The sequence below is a fragment of the Nonomuraea sp. NPDC049607 genome, from assembly GCF_040675375.1.
Classification (GTDB): domain Bacteria; phylum Actinomycetota; class Actinomycetes; order Streptosporangiales; family Streptosporangiaceae; genus Nonomuraea.
Window position 1 is genome coordinate 340377 of the sequence record NZ_JBFAOV010000004.1, and the last position, 20083, is coordinate 360459.

Consider the following 20083-nt stretch of genomic DNA (forward strand, 5'->3'; position numbering starts at 1 on the left):
AGCTGACCGCCCTGCCCGTTCCCACGGGCGACGGGCCGGTCTCTGACCGCCCGGCCCGCTCCTGGGAGCGGCGGGCCGGTCGGTCAGCCGGACCGCCGCCGGGTCAGTGGGCGTACGCCTGGAACTCGGCGGCCCGCACCTGCTCGCGGGCCGGGCTCGCCGTGGCGCAGTCGGTCGCGGAGCCGGGGTCGGCGTCCTGCTCGCCCGCGTAACGCGGGTTGCCGGTGCACTGGCTGCTGACCACCCGCAACATCAGGTGGGTGGCGCTGGTCGGCGGCACCCGGAAGGAGCGCACCAGCAGGTCCGCGCCGCGCGGCCGGGGCAACGTGGCGTCGAACGCGTCCGCCGGGCTGGTGTAGACCTTCCGGAAGCTCGCCGGGTCGGCGCAGTCGGCGGCGCAGGCCAGCACCTCGAACGCGCGCAGCGCCGAGAACCTGTTCTGCCCGCCCGGGTCGGCGGCGTCGCCGACGTCGGGCCGGAGCATCGCGCTCACCTGGACCCTGCGCACCGTGACCGGGCGGTCGCCCGCCAGGTCCACGACGACCGACCGGCCGGCCGGCGCGCCGGTGCGCGAGGCCCAGTTCGTGGCCTCGGTGTCGTCGATCAGCCGGGCCTGGTTGACGCCGTCGCCGGCCGCCGTCGCGCCCGCCGCGCCCGAGGCGAGGTTGCGCGGCGGCGACAGCGGGAGCGGCAGCTTCACCCCGGCCACCACCGGGAACGTCAGCCGCGTGTGCCCGAACCCGGCCCCCGCCACCACGAACCGGTACGTGCCCGGCGTCATCTCCACGGTGTCGCCCAGCGGCGTGGCCGGGTCGGTGTCGGCGACCGGCACCGCGCGGCCCTCGTAGTCGCCCACGTAGAGCCGCAGGGCCGCGTCCTTGGCCTCGCCGAGCGGCTTGAGCTGGAGGAGGCCGTTGCGGCCGGCCGGGTCGGCGAAGCTCGGCGTCGGGTCGGGGTCGTTCGGGCCGTTGCTGGCCGCGCCCTTGCCGAGGCCGTGCTCGGCGAACGCCCGCCACAGGATGTCCTGGTTCGCCCCGTCGAAGCGGATGGCGTCGGCGGCCAGGATCGCGTCCCGGTGATCGACGTAACTGACCGCGCCGGAGGCCATCAGCAGCAGGGCGTCGTACGAGAGCTGCGCCCACCGCCGGTTGCCCGGGCACCGGTCCACCGCCACCTTGCCGTCGGCGCAGTCGCGCTGCCGGGCGGGCGTGCCCTTGCCGTACCGCTTGACGAACGCCTCGCGGACGTCGAACTGGGTGGCGGTCCAGATCTCGCCGTCCGCGTGCACCTGCGCGCCGACCAGGTCGTAGGCGATGTCGCTGTAGTTCAGCGGCGACCTGGACATGTCGTAGTTGCGGATGCCGCGGGCGCGGTCGCCCGTGACGTACGGGCCGATCACGTACGGGGTCGCGCCGGAGGAGCGGAAGCCGTACTCGTTCAGGTACTCCATGGCGAACAGGTCGGAGGTGCTCTCGTTCATGGCGCCCGCCTGCGCGCCGCTCCAGCCGGCGTTCGGGCCGCCGATCATGCGGCCGGAGATGGCGTGGGTGTACTCGTGGCCGATGACCGACATGTCGTAGTCGCCGTCCACACAGGGGGAGTAGAACGAACCGGCGATCGGCTGCCACAGGTACATGTTCGTGATCGGGGCGACGCCGTCGGGGCCGGTGATCTGGTTGGCGTTGTCGCGTACCGACGACACGCGCGCCCCCGCCTGGGCGTTGCCCTGCTCGGGGTCGTTGCCGAGCCCGCCGCGGTCGCCGTTGTCCACCTGCATGTTCCAGGCGGACTCGGTGAAGCCGAGCCGGTAGGACCAGTCGTGCATGCGGTTGTGCATGACGTTGAGGTTGGCGATCGCCGCCTCCAGGTCCGCCTCGCCCGGCTGGTCGAACGTCGCCGGGTCGCACTTGGCCCGGTACCAGGTGTTGCGCCACGGGTAGACGTAGCGGCGGTCCGGGGAGGGCGCGTTCGCGCGGGTGCCGACGGTGAACGGGTCGCCGTTCGCGCGGTTCTCGTACGTCCGGGTGGCGTTGCCCGCGCTGGTCAGGGTCGGCGTGCCGGTGGCGTGGTCGACGTCCCAGGGGCGGCCGGTCGCCGGGTCGCCGCCGGTGGCGAGGTCGCAGCCGGGGCCGGCCGCCTGGCACCAGGTCCGCCGGGTGTCGGTGGAGGAGTAGTCGCCGGGCGGGTTGGCCGGGAAGGCGGCCCAGCGCGGGTTCTCGGGGTCGAACTGGTCGACCAGGTTCTCGCGGGTGAGGATGCCGCCGCTGACCGCATCCACGTGGGTGGTGTAGGCCGCGGCCTCGCCCTCCCCGCCGCCGATCAGGACCACCTGGTACGCGCTGTGCACGCCGTCCGGCGCGGGCACGGCCACCTTCGTGACCTGCTTCGTCGTCGCCGTGGCCAGGTCGATGCCGCCGTCGCGGGCCGCGATCTCCAGGGCCCGCGCCTCGCTGATCGCGGCGGCCGGGGGCGCGGCCTGCTCGCGGGCGAGCGAGGAGGTCACGTGGCGCACCTTCCCGTGCACGACGCCGACCGCGACGAGCCCGTCCACCCCTGCGGGCAGCCCGCCGAACTTCTGGCGCAGGAGCACGGCGTGACCGGCGCCGAGCGGGTTGACCGCGACCTTCTCCAGCCCGGCGACCTCCTCCGCCGACAGGCCGAACAGCGGCTCGTTGGCGGCCAGGTAGGCGCGGGCGGCCTTCTCGGGGTCCTCGCCCAGGCCCTCGGCGAGCGGCGCCGCGCCGGTGACGACGGCGGGGGTGCCGAGGGCGTTCCAGCGGATCTCGGCGCCCGCGGCCCGCGCGGCGACCCCGGCGGGCGGCGGGACCCGGCCCTGCCGGTTGTCCAGGTCCGGCCTGCCGTGCTGCTCGGCCTGGAAGTCGTGGACGATCGGGGCCTGTCCGCCGGGTTCGCCCCGCGCGGCGCCGGTCATGGGGAGGGCAGCAGCGGTGACCGCGAGGGCGATCACGGCGCTGCGTAACCAGGGTCCAGTCGACACAGTTCCTCCTGGGTACAGAAGACGCGCGATTGACGCCCGTCCCGCAAGAGGTAACACCGCCCCGGGGTCCTGACAAGATCGGGTAGAGCCTTCAGAAGTGTCCAGTTCTTGACATGGCCGCGTAATCAACCTATAGGTTGATAAACCAAAGGGTTGAACAAGGAGGTGGAGATGCTTCTTCAGGACAAGGTCGCGGTGATCTACGGCGGAGGCGGCTCGATCGGCGGCGCGGTGGCCCGCGCCTTCGCCCGTGAGGGCGCCCGCGTCTTCCTGGCCGGCCGCACCCGGGCCCCGCTCGACAAGGTCGCCGACGACGTCCGCGCGGCCGGCGGCACGGCGGAGACCGCCCTCGTGGACGCGCTGGACGAGCAGGCCGTGGACGCGTTCACCGGCTCGGTGGCCGCCCGCGAGGGCCGCATCGACGTCTCGTTCAACGCCGTCTCCGTCCAGGACGTGCAGCGTCCGCTGGCCGAGATCTCCGTCGAGGACTTCCTGCGGCCGATCCAGGTCGCCGCGCGCACCCAGTTCCTCACCATCAGGGCGGCCGTGCGGCACATGACCGGGTCGGGCGTCGTCCTGCTGTTCGGCGGCGGCGGACCGCAGACGCAGCCGGGGCTGGGCGGGTTCAAGGTGTCGCTGGACACCATGGAGGGCATCCGCCGCCAGTGGGCGTGCGAGGCCGGGCGGCAGGGCGTGCGCGTGGTCACCCTGATCACCGGGGGCGTGCCGGAGAGCATCCCCGCCTCGTACCCGGGCAAGGACGCGCTGGAGGCGGAGCTGCGCGAGCCCACCCTCCTCGGACGGCTCGCCACCCTCGCCGACGTGGGCGACGTGGCGGCGTTCGTCGCCTCCGACCGGGCCAGGACCATGACGTCGGCGACCGTGAACGTCTCCTGCGGCGCGATCGTGGACCATTAGGGTCGGCGCCGCCCTGGAAGGAACGTACGCACCGATGCCCGACGACCAGCTCAGCCTCACCTTCGCCGCCCTGGCCGACCCCACCCGGCGGGCCATCCTCGCCCGGCTGGCCGACGGCGAGGCCACGGTCAACGAGCTGGCCGAGCCCTTCGACATGAGCCTGCAGGCCGTGTCCAAGCACCTGAAGGTGCTGGAACGGGCGGGGCTGATCAGCCGCGGACGCGACGCGCAGTGGCGGCCGTGCCGCCTGGAGACGGCGCCGCTGGAGGGCGCCTCCGCGTGGATCGACCGCTACCGCGACCGCTGGACCGGCAGCTTCGACCGGCTCGACCAGGAGATCAGGAACCTCCGGCGCAGCCAGGAAGGACGTGACCATGGGTGAGACCGAATTCGTCATCGAACCCGGCCGCCAGGACATCATCATGATCCGGGCCTTCGACGCCCCCAGGGACGTCGTGTTCCGGGCCGTCACCGACCCGGCGCTGATCCCGCGCTGGTGGGGCCCCCACTGGCTGGACACCCGGGTGGAGGCCATGGAGGTCGCGCCGGGCGGCCGGTGGCGATTCGTCAACATCGACGCCCGTGGCGGGGAGTACGCCTTCAGTGGCGTCTACCATGCCGTCGTGCCGCCGGAGCGGTACGTGCGCACGTGGGAGTTCGAGGGCACGCCGGGCGAGGTGGCCCTGGAGACCGTCCGGCTGGAGGAGACCGGCGGCGGCACCCGGTACGTGGCCCGGTCGGTGCACCCGTCCGTCGAGGCCCGGGACGCGATCGTGCGCGCCGACGGCCCCAAGGGCGGCGCCCACTCCATGAACCGCCTGGCCGAACTCCTCGCCCGCTGACCGCGGGCCTCCTACTTCGGGCAGGCGAGGCGGCAGCCGCCGAAGCGGGTCGTGTCCGGTTCCGGGAACCGGGTCTCCGGGACCCCGCGCAGCGCCTCGGTCATCGAGGCCCGCCAGATCGGGCCGGGGATCGTGGTGCCGTCCACGACGTCGTGCCGGCGTCCGCCGATGGGGACGTCGGTCAGCGCGGGCGTCGGCGGCACGCCGGTGAAGCCGAGGCTGACGGCGGCGGCCAGGTCGGGGGTGTAACCGGCGTACCAGGTCGACTTGTAGTCGGGGATCCTGCTCGCCAGGCCCGCCGCGTCCCGGCCGAGGCCGTCGGTGCGCAGCAGGCCCGTCACCGCGTCGGCGACGGCGGCGTCCAGCGCCTGCTCACAACGGGGGCCGAGGGCGTGCAGCACCTTGCCGGAGTCGTCGCGGACCTCCTTGACCGCCCGCGGCGCGCAGCGCAGGCCGTGGGCGGCCAGCGTGGCGTAGGTCGCGGCGACGGTGACGGTGTCCGTCTCGTTGGCGCCGAGCGTGAACGCCTCGTACTCCACCAGAGGCATCCCGTCGAAGCGGGAGAGGCCGAGCCGCTGCGCGGCGCGCACGGTCGCGCAGAGACCGATCCGCTCCTCCAGCCGCATGAAGAAGGTGTTCGGGGCGGCGCGGGCGCCCGAGCGCAGGGTGGTGAACGCGCCGCCGCTCCCGCCGCCGGGGTCGGTGAAGGTGAAGGCGGGATCGCCCACGTTCTGGCCCTTGCAGTTGGTGAAGGACTCTTGGCCGGCGGCCTGGTAGGAGCGGGATCGGGGGAAGCCGTCGTCGTAGCGGAAGCCGCCGGACAGCGCCGCGGCCAGCGTGTACGCCATCGCCGTCGAGCCCTGCGACAACCCGTGCGCCCCGTCGCCCTTGCTGGCGGCCAGCGCCCTGATCTCGCCGCTGCCCGGCGCCACCATGGCCTCGACGGCGACAGGGGTGTCACCCGGCCGGACGCGGGCCTCGACGGCCCGCTGCGCCGCCTGCTGAGCCCGCGGGTCGAGGGTCGTCGCGACCACCAGGCCGCCCCGGGTGAGCAGGCGCTGGTCGAGCGCGGTCAGCTCGGCGCGCACCCGATGGCAGAAGGCCGGGAACCGGCCGGTCGCGCAGTCGGCGTCCAGCTTCCCGACGACCTGACCGCCGCCGTCGACGATCACGCTCTCGCGCACGACCGAGGGCGCCACCGCCAGTCGCTGCCTGCCCTGCCCCTCGTCGGCCGTGGCCGACAGCAGCAGGACGCCGCCCCAGACGGCCGCCGCCACCACGACGACGGTGAGGACGAGGAGAAGTCGTTTCATCGGTGCCTTCCAGAAGAGAAGGTGCGGTCGGCCCGATTCTGGCCGACCGCACCCCTTTCGTGCACCGGAGTCAGACGATCACACCCGCTGCCACAGGGCGGGCACGTTCGGCGGCTCCCAGCCGGGCAGCGCCGTGTGCGGCTGCACGCAGCGGTAGGTGACGTTGTTGTAGACCACCTGGTCACCCGACTTGTACGCGGTCCCCGCGGTCCAGTTGCCGGCCGGACCCTGGGTCGGGGTCACCGTGGGCGTGGGGGTCGGGGTCGGGGTGGGCGTGGCAGTGGGCGTGGCAGTGGGCGTCGGCGTGGGGCCGCCGGGGCCGACCTGGAGGTCGACGCAGTTGTAGAAGGCGTTCTCGGTGTCGGCGATGTTCCAGATGGCCAGCAGCTTGATGCGCCCGGTACGGCCGCCCAGGCTGACCGAGTGCGTCACCGTCGCGCCCGGTTCCCTGCCGTGGTCGTTGAACAGGGCGATCCGGGTGCCGCCGACGTAGTACTCCCACGTGCTGGTCGCGTGCCGGGCCTCGATGAGCCACTTGAAGTTGACCGTGTCACCCACGGTCGCGGCGGGCCAGGCCTTGCTGTCGTCGTCCAGTGGCGCCCACCGGGCGTCGCCGCCGCTGCAGTTGCGCAGGCCCTTGGGGCCCTCGACGCTCTGCGGCTCCCAGATGATCTGGCCGCAGTTCTTGACCTTGCCGGCCGCGCAGTTGGCCTGGCGGCTCGGCGGGTCGGAGATGTAACCGTGCGCCGAGGCCGGCGGGGAGAGCGCGACGACGGTGGCGACGGAGACCGCCGCCATGGCTAAGAAGGTCCATACTCTGCGCATGTCACCGTTCCTTCATGCTGGGGGATGCTCCCAAATATAAAGGAAAGTTTCCTAACGGTAAATGGCGCAGTCAGCGCTTTTCCGACCCCGAGTCAGGGTGGCGGCCGGTGACCGTCCCGTCTCCCTCCGGGAAGGGGCCGCCCGGCCCCGCGTGGGCCCGCGCGGATCGCGGGAGCCAATAGGTGGTGACATGTCGTGACATCGCCTAGGCTGAGGTGGCCGAGGGGAGTACTTCGCAAGCGCCGGCCCGGTCAGTACGGACGTCCCTGACGTCCCCGGGCGGCCGCCCGCGCGATCGGCGCACGGGCGAAGGAGACCTCGAACGATGACGCGCGTTCGAGGAGGACCCATGCCCACGGGCATATCCCAGGCTGCCCCCGCCCTGACCACCATCGCCACGCCCACCCTGTGGCTGGTCGCGATCGCCGGGCTCGTGCTGCTGCTGGGCCTGGATCTGCTGCTGACCAGGCGCCCGCACGAGGTCCGCATGCGCGAGGCGGCCGGTTGGTCGGTCTTCTACCTGATCCTGCCGGTGATCTTCGGTTTCTACCTGTGGGCCGCCCACGGCGGCGGCGTCGCCGTAGAGTTCTTCACCGGGTTCGTGGTGGAGAAGTCGTTGTCGGTGGACAACCTGTTCGTGTTCATGTTGCTGCTGGCGGCCTTCGCGGTCCCGCCCGCGCTGGCCCGGCAGGTCCTGCTGTACGGCATCGTCGGCGCGCTCGTCCTGCGCGGGATCTTCATCTGGCTCGGCGCCGCCGCGCTGCAGAGCGGCACGTGGGCGTTCCTGCTGTTCGGCGCGATCCTCATCGTCACCGCCGGCAAGATCCTCAAGGACGTGCTCGGCGGCCACGAGCAGCAGGTGGACATCTCCTCCATGCGCAGCGTCCGGCTGGTGCGCCGCTTCGTGCCGGTCACCGACGACTACCGCGGCTCCCGGCTGGCCGTGCGCGAGGGCGGCCGGCTGGCCCTGACGCCGCTGGCCCTGGCCGCGATCGCCGTCCTCGGCACGGACATCGTCTTCGCCGTGGACTCGGTGCCCGCCGTGTACGGCGTGACCGAGGACCCGTTCCTGGTCTTCGCCACCAACGCGTTCGCGCTGATGGGCCTGCGGGCGCTCTACTTCGTGCTCCAGGGCGTCCTGGCCAAGCTGCGCCACCTCAACCACGGGCTGAGCGTCATCCTGGCCTTCATCGGGGTCAAGCTCATCCTGCACTGGGCGCACGGCGTCTGGGACTGGATGCCGCAGATCCCGACGCTCGCCTCGCTCGGCGTGATCGTCGTCGTCCTGACCACGGTGACCCTGACCAGCCTGTACGCCAACCGCCGCGACCGCGAGAGGGAGGCCGCGAGCTAGTTCACCGCTCCGACGCCTGGGTGCCCCCGCCGAGAGAGCCGGCCGTCATGTCGGCATGACGACATGGTCGCGAGACGCTTTCAGGGAAGGACTCGCGCCCATGACGATCTCTCTTGACACGAGCCGGTACACGGTCGGGATGGCCACGAGCCCCGCCGACCTCCGGGCCGCCCAGCGGCTGCGGTACGAGGTCTTCGCCGAGGAGATGGGGGCGCGGCTCGACAGCCCGGTCTCCGGCCTCGACGTGGACAGGTTCGACGCCTACTGCGACCACCTCCTGGTACGGGAGGGGCGGCGGGTGGTGGGCACGTACCGGCTGCTGCCGCCGGGACGGGCCGACCGGCTCTACTCCGACACCGAGTTCGACCTGCGCGCCCTAGCTCCCATCAGGAAAAACCTGGTCGAAGCCGGACGTACCACCGTTCATCCGGATCACCGGGACGGCGCGGTGGTCGCGCTGATGTGGGCGGGGATCGCCCGGTACATGGTGAGCGGCGGCCACCAGTGGCTGGCCGGCTGCTGCTCGGTGCCGCTCGACGACGGCGGCGCGCTGGCGGCCGGCGTGGCCGCGCGGGTGCCGCTCGGTCCCGAGGAGTACCGGGTCACACCGCTCGTGCCCTGGCTGGGCGACGGCGCGCCGCGCTCCGACCGGTTCGTGGCGCCCGCCCTGCTCCGCGGCTACCTGCGGCTGGGCGCGTGGGTGTGCGGGCCGCCCGCGCACGACCGGGACTTCGGCACGGCCGACTTCTTCGTGCTGCTGTCGATGGCCCAGGTGAACACCCGCTACCTGCGCCACTTCCTGGGCGGGACGCCGTGACCGGCCCGTGGCTGCGTACGGGCCCGTGCACGCCGGACATGTGCGTGCGGGCCGCGGTCCTGGGCGCGGGGATGGCGCGCCGGGCGCTGCGGCTGCTCGCCGCGGTCCTGGTGGTGCTGGCCGGGGTGCCGGTCGCGCTGACGGCCCGCCACGTGCGCGCCGACGTACGGGCGCGCGCCACCGGGACGTGGGCCCGGCTCATGCTGCGCGCCCTCGGCGTCCGCCTGGAACTCGTCGCCGAGGAACCACGGGACATGGCCGGGGGTTCGGAGGCGGGTGGGGAGGCCGGGGCGCTGGTGGTGGCCAATCATGTGTCGTGGCTGGACCCGCTGGTCATCGCGGCCGCGCTGCCCTCGCGCCCGCTGGCCAAGCGCGAGATCGCTGCCTGGCCGGTCGTCCGGACGCTGGCCGCGGGCTCGGGCGCGCTGTTCATCGACAGGGAACGCCTGTCCGCCCTGCCCTCGGCGGTCGCCGCGGTCGCCGGGGCGCTGCGGGCGGGCGACACCGTCGTGGCCTTCCCCGAGGGCACCACGTGGTGCGGGCAGGGGATGGGCGACTTCCGCCCGGCGGTGTTCCAGGCGGCGGTCGACGCCGGCGCCGTCGTACGGCCCGCGACCCTGCGCTACCGCGAGGGCGACCGGCCCTCCACCCGCGCCTGCTACGTGGGCGAGGACTCGCTGCTCGCCTCGGTGCTGCGGGTGACCGCGACCCGGCGGCTGGCCGTCGAGGTGCGGCTGCTGGCTCCGCTGTCCGCCGCGCCGTCGGCCCGCCGTCCGCGGGCGCGCGCCGTCCTGGCCAGGGACGCCGAGGCCCTGGTGCGCGCGGCGATGGACGGTCCTCCCGCGCGGGGGAGGACCGTCGCTCACTTGCCGAAGCCCGCGGTCAGCCCGCTGAGCAGCTGACGGCGGCCCACCACGTACAGGATCAGGATGGGCAGCGTGGTCAGGACGACCGAGGCGAGCACGGCGGGCACGTTCACGCTGTACTGGCCCTGGAACGTCCACAACGCCAGCGGCAGCGTGCGCTTGTCCGGGCTCTGGGTCAGGATCAGCGGCAGCAGGAAGCCGTTCCAGATCGTCAGCGCGTTGTAGATCGTCACCGTGACCACGGCCGGGCGGGTCAGCGGGAACGTCAGCCGCCAGAGCAGGCCCCAGTCGGTGGCGCCGTCCAGCCGCATCGACTCGAACAGCTCCTTGGGCACGTCCCTGATGAAGTTGGACAGCACCAGCACCGACAGCGGGATCGCGAACGCGATGGAGGGCAGGATCATGCCCAGCAGCGAGTCGTACAGGTGCAGCCGGATGATGATCAGGTAGATCGGGATGATCGTGGCCTGGAGCGGGATCGCCAGCCCCATGAGGAACAGCGAGTTCACCCCGCGCAGGAACCGCCCGCCGCCCCGCACGATCGCGTACGCCGCCATGAACGACACCCCGACGGCCGGGACCACCGCGCCGAGGGTGACGACGAGGCTGTTGAGGAAGTACAGCGGGAAGTCCGACTCCAGCACCACCTTGTACGCCCCGAGCGTCGGCTCCGACGGCGGCGCCAGCGGGTTGGAGGCGTAGTAGGAGCGCTGCTCCTTGAAGCTGGTGATGACGATCCAGTAGATCGGCACCACCACGATCGCCAGCCAGATCCACCCGGCCACCCCGGCCACCCAGTTGCGCCGGGCCGCGGCCGGCCCGCCCGCCCGCGGGGACGCGCCGGCGGCCCGCCGTGCCGGCTCGGTCAGCGTCGTCGCCATGTCAGGCCCCTTCCAGCTGGCTCGCCGAGGCGTCGCGGCCGCCCAGACGGCGCAGCAGCAGCGCCAGCGCCAGGCCCACGAGGACGAGGATGACCGCGATCGCGCTGGCCGGGCCCATCAGGTTGGCCTGGAACCCCCGCTTGTACATGTCGAGGGCCAGCACCCGCGTGGCGTCGCCGGGCCCGCCCACGGTCAGCACGAAGATCAGGTCGAAGAAGGTCAGCGACCCGACCACCATCAGCGTCGAGGACGTGATGATCGTGTACTTGAGCTGCGGCAGCGTGATGCTGAAGAACGTGCGGACCCGGCCCGCGCCGTCGAGCTGGGCGGCCTCGTACATCGAGCGCGGGATCTGCCGCACGCCGCCCTGGTAGATCAGCGAGTGGAACGGGATGAACTGCCACGACACCACGAAGATCACCACGCTGAAGGCGAGGACGGGCTCGCCCAGCCAGTCCTGGGCCAGCAGGTCGAGGCCGAGCCCGGCGCCGAGCCCGAAGTTCGGGTCGAGCAGCGACTTGTAGGCGATGGCGATGGCGGCCGAGCTGAGCAGCAGCGGGATGAAGTAGAACACCGACAACAAGGCGCGGTAGCGCTGCTGACCGGCCAGGAACACCCCGAGCAGGATGCTGGCCGGCGTCTGCAGCGCCCAGGACGCGGCCATCACCAGGAACGTCACCCACAGGGCGTGCGGCAGCCCGGGGTCGGAGAGCACGGCCTGCCAGCTGGACAGGCCGGCGAAGCCGATGTCGCCGAGCCCGTCCCAGGAGGTGAAGCTGAGGACGAGGACGCCGATCAGCGGGATCACGCCGAAGGCGACGAAGAACAGCAACGCCGGGACGGCCAGCCAGGCCAGGGAGCCGCGGCCCCCTCGCCCGGCGGCCGCCGGCGTCCCCCGCCCGGCGGGGATCGGGATCACGCTCACTTGCCGATGACCGCGTTCATGTTCGTCTGGAACTGCTGCGGCGAGATGGACAGCTGGAAGAGCTTGGCGATGTTGTCCAGCAGCACCTCGGCCGCGGTCGGGCTGAGCGCCTGGTCCCACGACTGGGCGAAGGTCTGGGCGTTGCTGGCGATGCCGTAGACGAACTTCAGGAAGTCGGCGTCGGGGGAGGAGGCGAAGGCCGCGTCGGCGCCCTTGACGATCGGGACGGCGCCGGTGTCCGCCCACTCCTTGACCTCGGTCTGGTCGAGCACGCCGCTGGTGAAGAACTTCTTGGCGAGCTCCTTCTGCTCGGGGGTGGCCTTGGCGGAGATCGACAGGTACTGGCCGGGGTTGCCGACGGTGTTGCTCGGGTCGCCCTTGCCGCCGTCCACGGGCGGGAAGTTCATGTAGCCGAGGTGGCCGCCGGGGACGAAGTCGCCGCCGTCGTTCTTCATGCCGCCGTACGTCCAGCCGCCGTGCAGCATCATGGCGGCCTTGCCGGTGTAGAGCAGCGCCTGGTCGGCGTTGGAGTCGGCGGTGATGGAGGAGAAGCCCTTGATGAAGCCGTTCGCCTTGATCAGGTCCTGCATCTTGGTCAGGGCGTCGAGGGCGGCGGGGTTGGACCAGGCGTCCTTCTGGCCCTCGAACACCGCCTGGAACACCTCGGGGCCGCCGATCCGGTCGAACAGGAACTCCAGCCACATCATGTTCGTCCAGCGCGACTGGCCGCCGAGCGAGAACGGCGCGATGCCCTTGGCGTTGATCTTGGGCACGATGTCCATGATCTCGCCCCAGGTCGTCGGCGGCTGCACGCCGACCTTCTCCAGGACCTCCTTGTTGTAGTACAGGACGATCGGCTGCACGGTCTCGCACGGCATGGCGTAGATCTTGCCGTCGACCGTGGCCGCGCCGAAGGAGGAGGGGAACAGCCGGTCCTTGACGGCGGCGTTCTCCGCGAACCACGACGTCAGGTCCTCGACCTGGCCGGCCTGCACGTAGCTGCGCAGCGTGCCGCCGCCCCAGCCCCAGATCAGCGTGGGGGCCTGGCCGGCGCCGATGGCGGTCTTGATCTTGGTCTTGTAGGCGTCGTTCTGGAACGGCGTGCCCTCGATCGGGGTGCCGGGGTTCGCCTTGTTGAAGCGCTCGATCGCCCGGCGGCGCACGCCTTCCTGCGGCTCGACCGACAGGTACCAGTAGGTGGCCTTGGCGCCGCCGCCGCCACCTCCGGTCGGGCTGCCGCCACCCGCGCGGGTGGGGCCGGACGTGCCGCAGGCGGCGAGCGCGGCTCCCAGGGGCAGCCCCATGGAGAGGCTGAGGAAGGTGCGGCGAGAGGTTGACCTGGTCTCCACGCTGATCTCCGTACTCGAATGCCGTGGCCTGGCCGCGGCTCGGTTGTCCTTGGGACGCGTTGGCCCCGCGGTCGGATCGGCAACCCCCCAATGCCGCTCGTCCACTCGCCCTTGAGTGAACTCGTCGAAACATTTGCGACATGACCGCGCGGCACGTCAATCTAGATTTCGACCATTACCGTGTCAAGACCCTTACCGGGGAAACCGGCTCTGGGCGGGCGCCGGGCCCGTGTAGTACTGTCGCGCGGGCAACTAGCTGGCCATTCCATCAGCTTTGCGGCATTGTGCAGGTGGCGGGCATGGCCTCGAAATGTTTCGAAAATTTGCGGCAGGAACTCTTGAAGGAGTGCAGTTCATGACGGCTCTAGATCGGACCCCGGCGGATCGGGTCCTCGGTCCGTGGCTGGACCCGGCGCTTCCCGTGGCCGAGCGGGTCGAGGCCCTCCTTCAGGAGCTGACGCTGGAGGAGAAGGTCGCCCAGCTCGGCAGCCGGTGGGTGGGCAACGACATGGCGCACGGGGAGGAGCCCCCCGTCCCCGACCCGGACGCCACCGGCACCCACAACGTGGCCCCGATGCAGGACGTTTTCGCCGCCTCGGGCACCGTCCCCTTGGGAGAGGCCGCGCGGCACGGGCTCGGCCACCTGACTCGCGTGTTCGGCAGCGTCCCGGTGACGGTGGCCGAGGGCGCCGCCGAGGTGGTGCGCCTGCAACGCGAGGTCGTCGGCCTGTCCAGGCTCGGCATCCCGGCCGTCGTGCACGAGGAATGCCTGACCGGTTTCACCACCTATGGCGCCACCGTCTACCCGGCGGCCATCGCGTGGGCCGCCACCTTCGACCCGGACCTGGTCGAGCGCATGGCCGCGGCCATCGGGCGGGACATGCGCGCCGTGGGCGTGCACCAGGGCCTGTCCCCGGTGCTCGACGTGGTGCGCGACTACCGGTGGGGCCGGGTCGAGGAGACGATGGGCGAGGACCCGTACCTCGTCTCGATGCTCGGCGCGGCGTACGTGCGCGGCCTGGAGAAGGCCGGCGTGATCGCCACGCTCAAGCACTTCGCCGGGTACTCGGCCTCACGGGCCGCCCGCAACCACGGCCCGGTGCCGATGGGCCGCCGCGAGCTGATGGACATGATCCTGCCGCCGTTCGAGGCGGCCGTCACCCTGGGCGGCGCCCGTTCGGTGATGAACTCCTACTCCGACGTGGACGGCGTGCCCGCCGCCGTCGACTCCTGGCTGCTGACCGAGCTGCTGCGCGAGGAGTGGGGCTTCACCGGCACCGTCGTGTCCGACTACTGGGCGGTCCCGTTCCTGGCGACCATGCACCAGGTGGCCGCCGACCCCGGCGACGCAGGGGCGCAGGCGCTCGCCGCGGGCGTGGACGTCGAGCTGCCCGACACGCTCGGCTTCGGCGCCGGCCTGGTCGAGCGGGTGCGCCGGGGCGAGCTTCCCGAGTCGCTGGTCGACCGCGCAGCGCGCCGGCTGCTCACCCAGAAGGTGCAGCTCGGCCTGCTCGACCCCGGCTGGACGCCGGAGGGCTCGGTCGCCGGTGCGGAGAACGCCGAGCTGGACTCGGCCGCCAACCGCGCCCTGGCCCGCGAGCTGGCCGAACGCTCGATCGTGCTGCTCGACGCCGGGACCGCGCTGCCGCTGCGGGCCGGCCTCGGCCGGGTCGCCGTCGTCGGCCCGTGCGCCGACGACCCGCGCACGTTCATGGGCTGCTACGCCTTCCCCAACCACGTGTTGCCCCGCCACCCCGGGCTCGGGCTCGGCGTCGAGGCCCCGACCGTGCTCGACGCGCTGCGCGCCGAGCTGCCCGGCGCCGAGATCACCTACGAGCCGGGGTGCGCGGTGCAGGGCGGCGACCGGTCCGGCTTCGCCGCGGCGACCGCCGCCGCCCGCGAGGCCGACCTGTGCGTGGCCGTCGTGGGCGACCTGGCCGGCCTGTTCGGCCAGGGCACGTCGGGCGAGGGCTGCGACGCCGAGGACCTGCGGCTGCCCGGCCTCCAGGCCGACCTGCTGGCCGAGCTGTTCGCGACCGGCACGCCGGTCGTCGTGGTGGTCGTCTCCGGCCGCCCCTACGCGCTGGGCGAGGTGCACGCCGGAGCCGCCGGGCTGGTCCAGGCGTTCATGCCCGGGGAGGAGGGCGGCGGGGCGATCGCCGGTATACTGACCGGTCGTGTCCAGCCTGGAGGCAAGCTTCCCGTGCAGATACCCCGCCATCCTGGCGGGCAGCCGGGCACCTACCTGCAGCCCCCGCTCGGAGCCGACAGCAAGGGCATCAGCAACCTCGATCCCACCCCGCTGTTCCCTTTCGGGCACGGCCGCTCCTACACCTCCTTCGAGGTCGGCGACCTGCGCCTCAGCGCCGACGAGGTGCCGGCCGACGGCGAGTTCACCGTCTCGGTCACCGTCGCCAACACCGGCGACCGGGCCGGCGACGAGGTCGTGCAGCTCTACCTGCACGACGTCCTCGCCCAGGTCACCAGGCCGGTGAAGCAGCTCACCGGCTTCGCCAGGGTCCGTCTCGAACCGGGCGCGAGCAGCCGGGTCTCCTTCCTCGTGCACACCGACAGGACCGCCTTCACCGGGCGTGACCTGCGGCGCGTGGTGGAGCCTGGAGACGTCGAGGTGCTCGTCGGCACGTCCGCCGCCGACCTGCCGTGCCGCGGCGTGGTCCGGCTGACCGGGCCGGCGCGGCCGGTCGGCGCCGGCAGGCGGCTGGTCACCCCCGTGGAGATCCGAGGAGGAACAGATGCCGGCTCCTAGGCGCGCCACGCTGGCCACCGTCGCGGCCTCGGCCGGCGTGTCCGTCGCCACCGTCTCCAAGGTGCTCAACGGCCGCAGCGACGTGGCCCCGGCGACCCGTTCGCTGGTGGAGTCGCTGCTCCAGCAGCACGACTACGTGCCCGCCACGCCGCGCCGCGGCGAGGCGGGCGGCCCCGCCACGGTCGAGGTGCAGTTCGACGACGACCTCAACGCCTACTCCACCGAGATCATCCACGGCGCGATCGAGGCCGGCGACGAGCTGGAGACGTCGGTCGTCGTCAGCATCAGGAAGAGCCACCAGCGCACCGGCGGCTGGGCGCGCGACCTGGTCGCCGCCGGGCGGCGGGCGCTCATCGTGGTGACCAGCGAGCTGACCGGCGCGCAGCTCGGGGCGCTGTCGCGGGCCCGGCTGCCGCTGGTCGTGATCGACCCGCTCAACCTGCCGACCACCAGCGTGACCAGCGTCGGCTCGACGAACTTCGCCGGCGGCCTGACCGCGACCCAGCACCTGCTCTCCCTCGGCCACCGCCGCATCGCCTACATCGGCGGCCCGCCGACCTCGGCCTGCAACCAGGCCCGCCTGCACGGCTACCGCGCGGCGATGGAGGCCGCGAGGGCGCCCGAGCCGCCCGGCTACGTCCGCACCGCCCACTTCCACTACCAGGACGGCCTGGTCAACGGCGCGAGCGTGCTCGACCTGCCGCGGCCCCCGACCGCGATCTTCGCCGGCTGCGACGAGATCGCGCTCGGGGTCATGGAGGCCGCCAGGTCGCGCGGCCTGCGCATCCCGGAGGACCTGAGCATCGTCGGCTTCGACGACACCCAGATCGCGCGGATGGCCTCGCCGCAGCTGACGACCGTGCGCCAGCCGCTGCGCGAGATGGGCCGGGCGGCCCTGCGCACCGCGCTGCGGCTGGCGGCCGGCGAGCGGATCGACTCCCACCACGTGGAGCTGGCGACCGAGCTGGTGGTACGCGGCTCGACCGCCCCGGCGGGCCCTACGGAAGGCTGCCCTACGGAAGGCTGCCCTACGGAAGGCTGAAGGCCAGGAACACCGACCCGTACGGGTTCGGGTACGGCGTGAAGGAGTACCCGGACTGGACGTACAGCATGCCGTGCGACACCACGGCCCCGCCGCCGCCCGAGACGGCCCCGCCGCGCCCGGTCAGCCCGTTGACGCCCTGCACCTCCTGCATGGTGTCGTAGGTCCACACCACCTCGCCGGTGCGCGCCGAGTAGGCCCGCATCTTGCCGTCCATGCTGCCCTCCCACACCAGGCCGGGCGTGCTGGAGACGGCCGGGGTGTGGCCGAGCTGGCACACCTGCGGGTACTGGGCCGCGCCGCCGGTGGCGCAGCCGTCGGCCGGGTTGGGCGTCTCCCACAGCAGATGCCCGGTCGCCGGGTCGAGGGCGAACAGGGTGCCGGGCCGGGCCATGTACGTGGCGACGTACAGGCGCTCCCCGTCGAAGGAGGTGCCCCACTGGACGCCGGACAGGCCGCCGCCGGGCATCGGCTTCGACAGCTGCCGCTGCCAGACGACCTTCCCGGTACGGGCGTCGAGCACGTGGTACACGCCCGCCTTCTGCCCGATCCCGACCAGGGTGCGCCCGCCGGTCCTGAACACGTTGGGCGCGGCCCCGAGGTCGAAGTCGAGCGCGGTGCCGTCGGGGAAGTTGGGGCAGTACTCGCGGTCCTCGGGGGTGGGCAGCGAGCACTCCAGCCGCCAGGTGTCCACGTCGGTCATCCGCCGGGTCCAGCGCGGCCGGCCGGTGTCGATGTCCAGGGCCAGCACCGAGTCGTAGTGGCCGGCGCTGCCGGTGTAGTTCTGGCCGGTGCCGACGTACAGGGTGCGGGTGAGCGGGTCGAGGGCGGGGGAGCCCCACACGCCGCCGCCCGAGGGGGCGTACCGGGGGACCCCGTTGGGCCAGGTGCCGTCCTGGCGCGCCTTCGGCACGGTGTTGAAGCGCCAGATCGGGCGGCCGGTGTCGGCGTCCATGGCGTCGAGGTGGCCGCGGAAGGTGCAGCAGGCGTGCTCCTTGCCGATGATGTTCTCGCCGCTGGAGACGCCGACGTAGACGCGGTCGCCGAAGACCAGGGGCGAGCTGGTCACGATCGCCGTGACGGTGTCGTCGAGCCTGCGGGCCCAGGCCAGGCGGCCGGTGCGCTGGTCGACGGCGTAGAACCAGCCGCGGACGTCGCCGAAGTACACCTTGCCCCTGGCCACGGCCGGGCCGTCCTGGACCTGGGTGCGGCCGGTGCCGACGGTCGTCAGGTCGAACTCCCAGCGGGCGGCGCCGGTGGCGGCGTCCCTGGCGTACAGCTTGCCTTCGGGGGAGCCGAAGTACACGGTGTCGCCCACGACGGCGGGCTGGCTGCGCGGCGTGCCGGCCTCCTTGGGGTAGGCGAAGGCCCACTTCAGCGCGAGGCCGCCGACCGTGCGCGGGTTGATCGCCCGCTCGGCCGCGTTGTGCCGCCAGCCCAGCGGGCTCTGCTGCCACATGGGCCAGTCGCCCCCGGCCGCCGCCTGCGCGGGGGCGGGCCCCTGCAACAGCGCGAGGCAGAGCGCGGTCAACAGCCGGATCATGACGTCGCCTCCTTGTTCCAGAACGCGCACTGGTGCTGCCTGGCGATCTCCCGCGTGAGCTGGCTGTCACCGGCCGGGGCCAGGGACATGACGGCGGGGTCGGCGCGGGTGTAACGGGGCCAGAGCGGGGTCCCCTCCGCGGTCGGGTCGCCGGTGCGGGCGAAGCCCGTCCACTGGGCGACGAGCTGGGCGCCGAAGGAGCGCTGGTTGGCGTCCAGGTCCTTGACGTCGGAGTACAGGAAGGGCATCTCGCTGACGTGGAAGGCGCCGTTCGGCTTGGTCTGGTCGAGGAAGAACAGCGGGGGCGCGTCGGTGTTGTCCACCTGGAAGGCGTACACCGGGAGGTGCGCGGCCAGCCGTTCGTCGTTGAGCAGCGCCGGGCAGACCGAGTTGCTGTCGGCCACGATCGTCCGGTACGCGATGAACGCCGCGGGCGCGGGGAACCTGGCCAGCGGGTAGCGGGCGAGAACCTCGGGGGCGAGGGCGCCGTACTGCTGGCGGACCAGGGTCTCGTACTCGGCCGGGGTGTCGGCGGACGGGAGCTGGACCTCGTCGCGGCCCACGCCGTGCATGAGCGAGACCCTGTTCACCCTGCCCTTGGCGAACGCCCGCGACGGCGACATGGTCAGGATGCGGCCGTCCACGATGGGCGCGATCGTCCCGCGGTCCGGGCCGAGCCCGTCGGAGGACTGGTCGAGCAGCGCCTTGACCGGCTTGGCCCGCAGGCACGCGCCCGGGTCGGCGGCCTGCTCGCAGCCGAGCGCGGTGGCGAACCTGGCGCCCTGGGCCTGCGCCTCGGCCTGCGTGGGCAGCTCGGCCTTGCAGTCCTGCGGCTGCCAGAAGGTGTTCGCGCCGAGCAGCGAGTTGTACTCGCCGCTCTGCACGATCCCCTTCTCGAACAGGCCCTTGGCGGTCGGCGACGCCGTGTGCGCGCAGACGCTGGACCCGCCGGCGCTGGCCCCGAAGATCGTCACGTTGGCGGGGTCGCCGCCGAAGCGGGCGATGTTGCGCCGGACCCAGCGCAGCGCCTCCTGCTGGTCGGACAGGGCGTAGTTGCCGGCGTTCGGGCCGAACGCCCGGTGTGACAGGAATCCGAGAACGCCCAGCCGGTAGCCCACGCCGACGTGCACCACGTTCCCGGCCCTGGCCAGGTAGGAGCCGTCGGAGGGGGAGCCGTACCGGAAGCCGCCGCCGTGGAACTCCACCATGACGGGCAGCTTCCGCGCCCCGGCGGGGGCGGCGACGTTGAGCTTGAGGCAGTCCTCGTCCTCGGAGGGGGAGCCGAGCAGCTCCGCCTGCGGGCACGGGCTGCCCCGCCCGGTGCCGGAGAGCACGCCGGGCCACGGTGTGGGCCGGCGCGCGGGCGTCCAGCGCAGGTCGCCGACGGGCGGCGCGGCGTACGGGATGCCGAGCCAGGAGCGCAGGCCCTCGCCCGCGATCCCGCACACCTGGCCCGAGTCGGTGGTGACGGTCGTGTCGGGCGCGCAGGCGGGCGCGCCGAGCGGGGCCGCCGTCGAGGGCGGGGTGGTCAGGCCGAGCGTCGCGATCACGACGAGCGCGCTCAGCCCTGGTCGGAGCTTCAACATGCGCAAGTTCCCTCAGCAGATTTACTCGGAATCTTGCGCATCGTGTCAAGGCGAGTC

16 protein-coding genes are annotated in these 20083 nt (G+C 72.8%); 8 read left to right on the plus strand and 8 right to left on the minus strand.

All coding sequences use genetic code 11. The features are described from left to right. Window positions 1-103: 103 nt before the first annotated feature. Complete coding sequence (locus AB0J97_RS11505; protein ID WP_364087206.1) at window positions 104-2998, minus strand: M36 family metallopeptidase; 2895 nt, start codon at window positions 2996-2998, stop codon at window positions 104-106. A gap of 171 nt (window positions 2999-3169) precedes the next feature. On the opposite strand from AB0J97_RS11505, the gene AB0J97_RS11510 reads away from it, so the two are divergent. Genes AB0J97_RS11510 through AB0J97_RS11520 form a run of 3 tightly spaced genes read left to right on the plus strand, consistent with a single transcriptional unit; the run spans window position 3170 to window position 4758 of the window. Beyond that, complete coding sequence (locus AB0J97_RS11510) at window positions 3170-3916, plus strand: SDR family oxidoreductase (RefSeq protein WP_364087208.1); 747 nt, start codon at window positions 3170-3172, stop codon at window positions 3914-3916. Window positions 3917-3950: 34 nt separating this feature from the next. Then, window positions 3951-4298, plus strand: a complete 348-nt coding sequence (locus tag AB0J97_RS11515; protein WP_364087210.1) for a metalloregulator ArsR/SmtB family transcription factor — start codon at window positions 3951-3953, stop codon at window positions 4296-4298. After that, a complete protein-coding gene (locus AB0J97_RS11520) occupies window positions 4291-4758 on the plus strand; it encodes an SRPBCC domain-containing protein (RefSeq protein WP_364087213.1) in 468 nt (155 codons plus the stop codon). The genes AB0J97_RS11515 and AB0J97_RS11520 overlap by 8 nt, the downstream gene beginning before the upstream one ends. A gap of 11 nt (window positions 4759-4769) precedes the next feature. On the opposite strand, the gene AB0J97_RS11525 is transcribed toward AB0J97_RS11520, so the two are convergent. Together AB0J97_RS11525 and AB0J97_RS11530 are read right to left on the minus strand one after the other, a co-directional pair. Further along, window positions 4770-6071 carry a hypothetical protein gene (locus tag AB0J97_RS11525; RefSeq protein ID WP_364087215.1) on the minus strand — a complete coding sequence of 434 codons (1302 nt, stop codon included), beginning with the start codon at window positions 6069-6071 and terminating at the stop codon, window positions 4770-4772. Between the two features lie 78 nt (window positions 6072-6149). Then, on the minus strand, window positions 6150-6896 hold the full coding sequence (locus AB0J97_RS11530) for a lytic polysaccharide monooxygenase (protein ID WP_364087217.1): 747 nt from the start codon (window positions 6894-6896) through the stop codon (window positions 6150-6152). A 349-nt stretch (window positions 6897-7245) separates the two neighbouring features. Here AB0J97_RS11530 and AB0J97_RS11535 point away from each other — a divergent pair, with 349 nt between their 5' ends. From AB0J97_RS11535 to AB0J97_RS11545, 3 genes are all read left to right on the plus strand, one after another. Next, window positions 7246-8250: a TerC/Alx family metal homeostasis membrane protein gene (locus AB0J97_RS11535; RefSeq protein WP_364087220.1), complete on the plus strand. Its 1005-nt coding sequence runs from the start codon at window positions 7246-7248 to the stop codon at window positions 8248-8250. A gap of 100 nt (window positions 8251-8350) precedes the next feature. Next, window positions 8351-9067, plus strand: a complete 717-nt coding sequence (locus AB0J97_RS11540) for a GNAT family N-acyltransferase (RefSeq protein ID WP_364087222.1) — start codon at window positions 8351-8353, stop codon at window positions 9065-9067. Continuing rightward, the gene (locus AB0J97_RS11545; protein ID WP_364087224.1) at window positions 9064-9969 is read left to right on the plus strand and encodes a lysophospholipid acyltransferase family protein; all 906 of its coding nucleotides are present in this window, start codon (window positions 9064-9066) and stop codon (window positions 9967-9969) included. The genes AB0J97_RS11540 and AB0J97_RS11545 overlap by 4 nt, the downstream gene beginning before the upstream one ends. Here AB0J97_RS11545 and AB0J97_RS11550 read toward each other — a convergent pair. Genes AB0J97_RS11550 through AB0J97_RS11560 form a run of 3 tightly spaced genes read right to left on the minus strand, consistent with a single transcriptional unit; the run spans window position 9930 to window position 13088 of the window. Continuing rightward, window positions 9930-10814, minus strand: coding sequence for a carbohydrate ABC transporter permease (locus tag AB0J97_RS11550; protein ID WP_364087226.1), 885 nt, complete (start codon window positions 10812-10814; stop codon window positions 9930-9932). The genes AB0J97_RS11545 and AB0J97_RS11550 overlap by 40 nt on opposite strands. Before the next feature lies 1 nt (window position 10815). Further along, on the minus strand, window positions 10816-11739 hold the full coding sequence (locus AB0J97_RS11555) for a sugar ABC transporter permease (protein ID WP_364087228.1): 924 nt from the start codon (window positions 11737-11739) through the stop codon (window positions 10816-10818). Next, window positions 11736-13088 (minus strand): extracellular solute-binding protein, encoded by a 1353-nt coding sequence (locus AB0J97_RS11560; protein ID WP_357693582.1) that lies wholly within the window; start codon window positions 13086-13088, stop codon window positions 11736-11738. The genes AB0J97_RS11555 and AB0J97_RS11560 overlap by 4 nt, the downstream gene beginning before the upstream one ends. Window positions 13089-13443: 355 nt before the next feature. Between AB0J97_RS11560 and AB0J97_RS11565 the strand changes: the two genes are divergently transcribed. Both AB0J97_RS11565 and AB0J97_RS11570 read left to right on the plus strand, forming a co-directional pair. Then, window positions 13444-15855, plus strand: coding sequence for a glycoside hydrolase family 3 N-terminal domain-containing protein (locus AB0J97_RS11565; RefSeq protein WP_364087230.1), 2412 nt, complete (start codon window positions 13444-13446; stop codon window positions 15853-15855). Further along, complete coding sequence (locus tag AB0J97_RS11570) at window positions 15842-16897, plus strand: substrate-binding domain-containing protein (RefSeq protein WP_364087233.1); 1056 nt, start codon at window positions 15842-15844, stop codon at window positions 16895-16897. Before AB0J97_RS11565 ends, AB0J97_RS11570 begins: the two co-directional genes overlap by 14 nt. On the opposite strand, the gene AB0J97_RS11575 is transcribed toward AB0J97_RS11570, so the two are convergent. Both AB0J97_RS11575 and AB0J97_RS11580 read right to left on the minus strand, forming a co-directional pair. Then, window positions 16884-18440 carry a PQQ-binding-like beta-propeller repeat protein gene (locus tag AB0J97_RS11575; protein WP_364087235.1) on the minus strand — a complete coding sequence of 519 codons (1557 nt, stop codon included), beginning with the start codon at window positions 18438-18440 and terminating at the stop codon, window positions 16884-16886. The two genes, AB0J97_RS11570 and AB0J97_RS11575, sit on opposite strands and share 14 nt — an antisense overlap. After that, window positions 18437-20026, minus strand: a complete 1590-nt coding sequence (locus AB0J97_RS11580) for a carboxylesterase family protein (RefSeq protein ID WP_364087237.1) — start codon at window positions 20024-20026, stop codon at window positions 18437-18439. Before AB0J97_RS11580 ends, AB0J97_RS11575 begins: the two co-directional genes overlap by 4 nt. Window positions 20027-20083 lie beyond the last annotated feature (57 nt).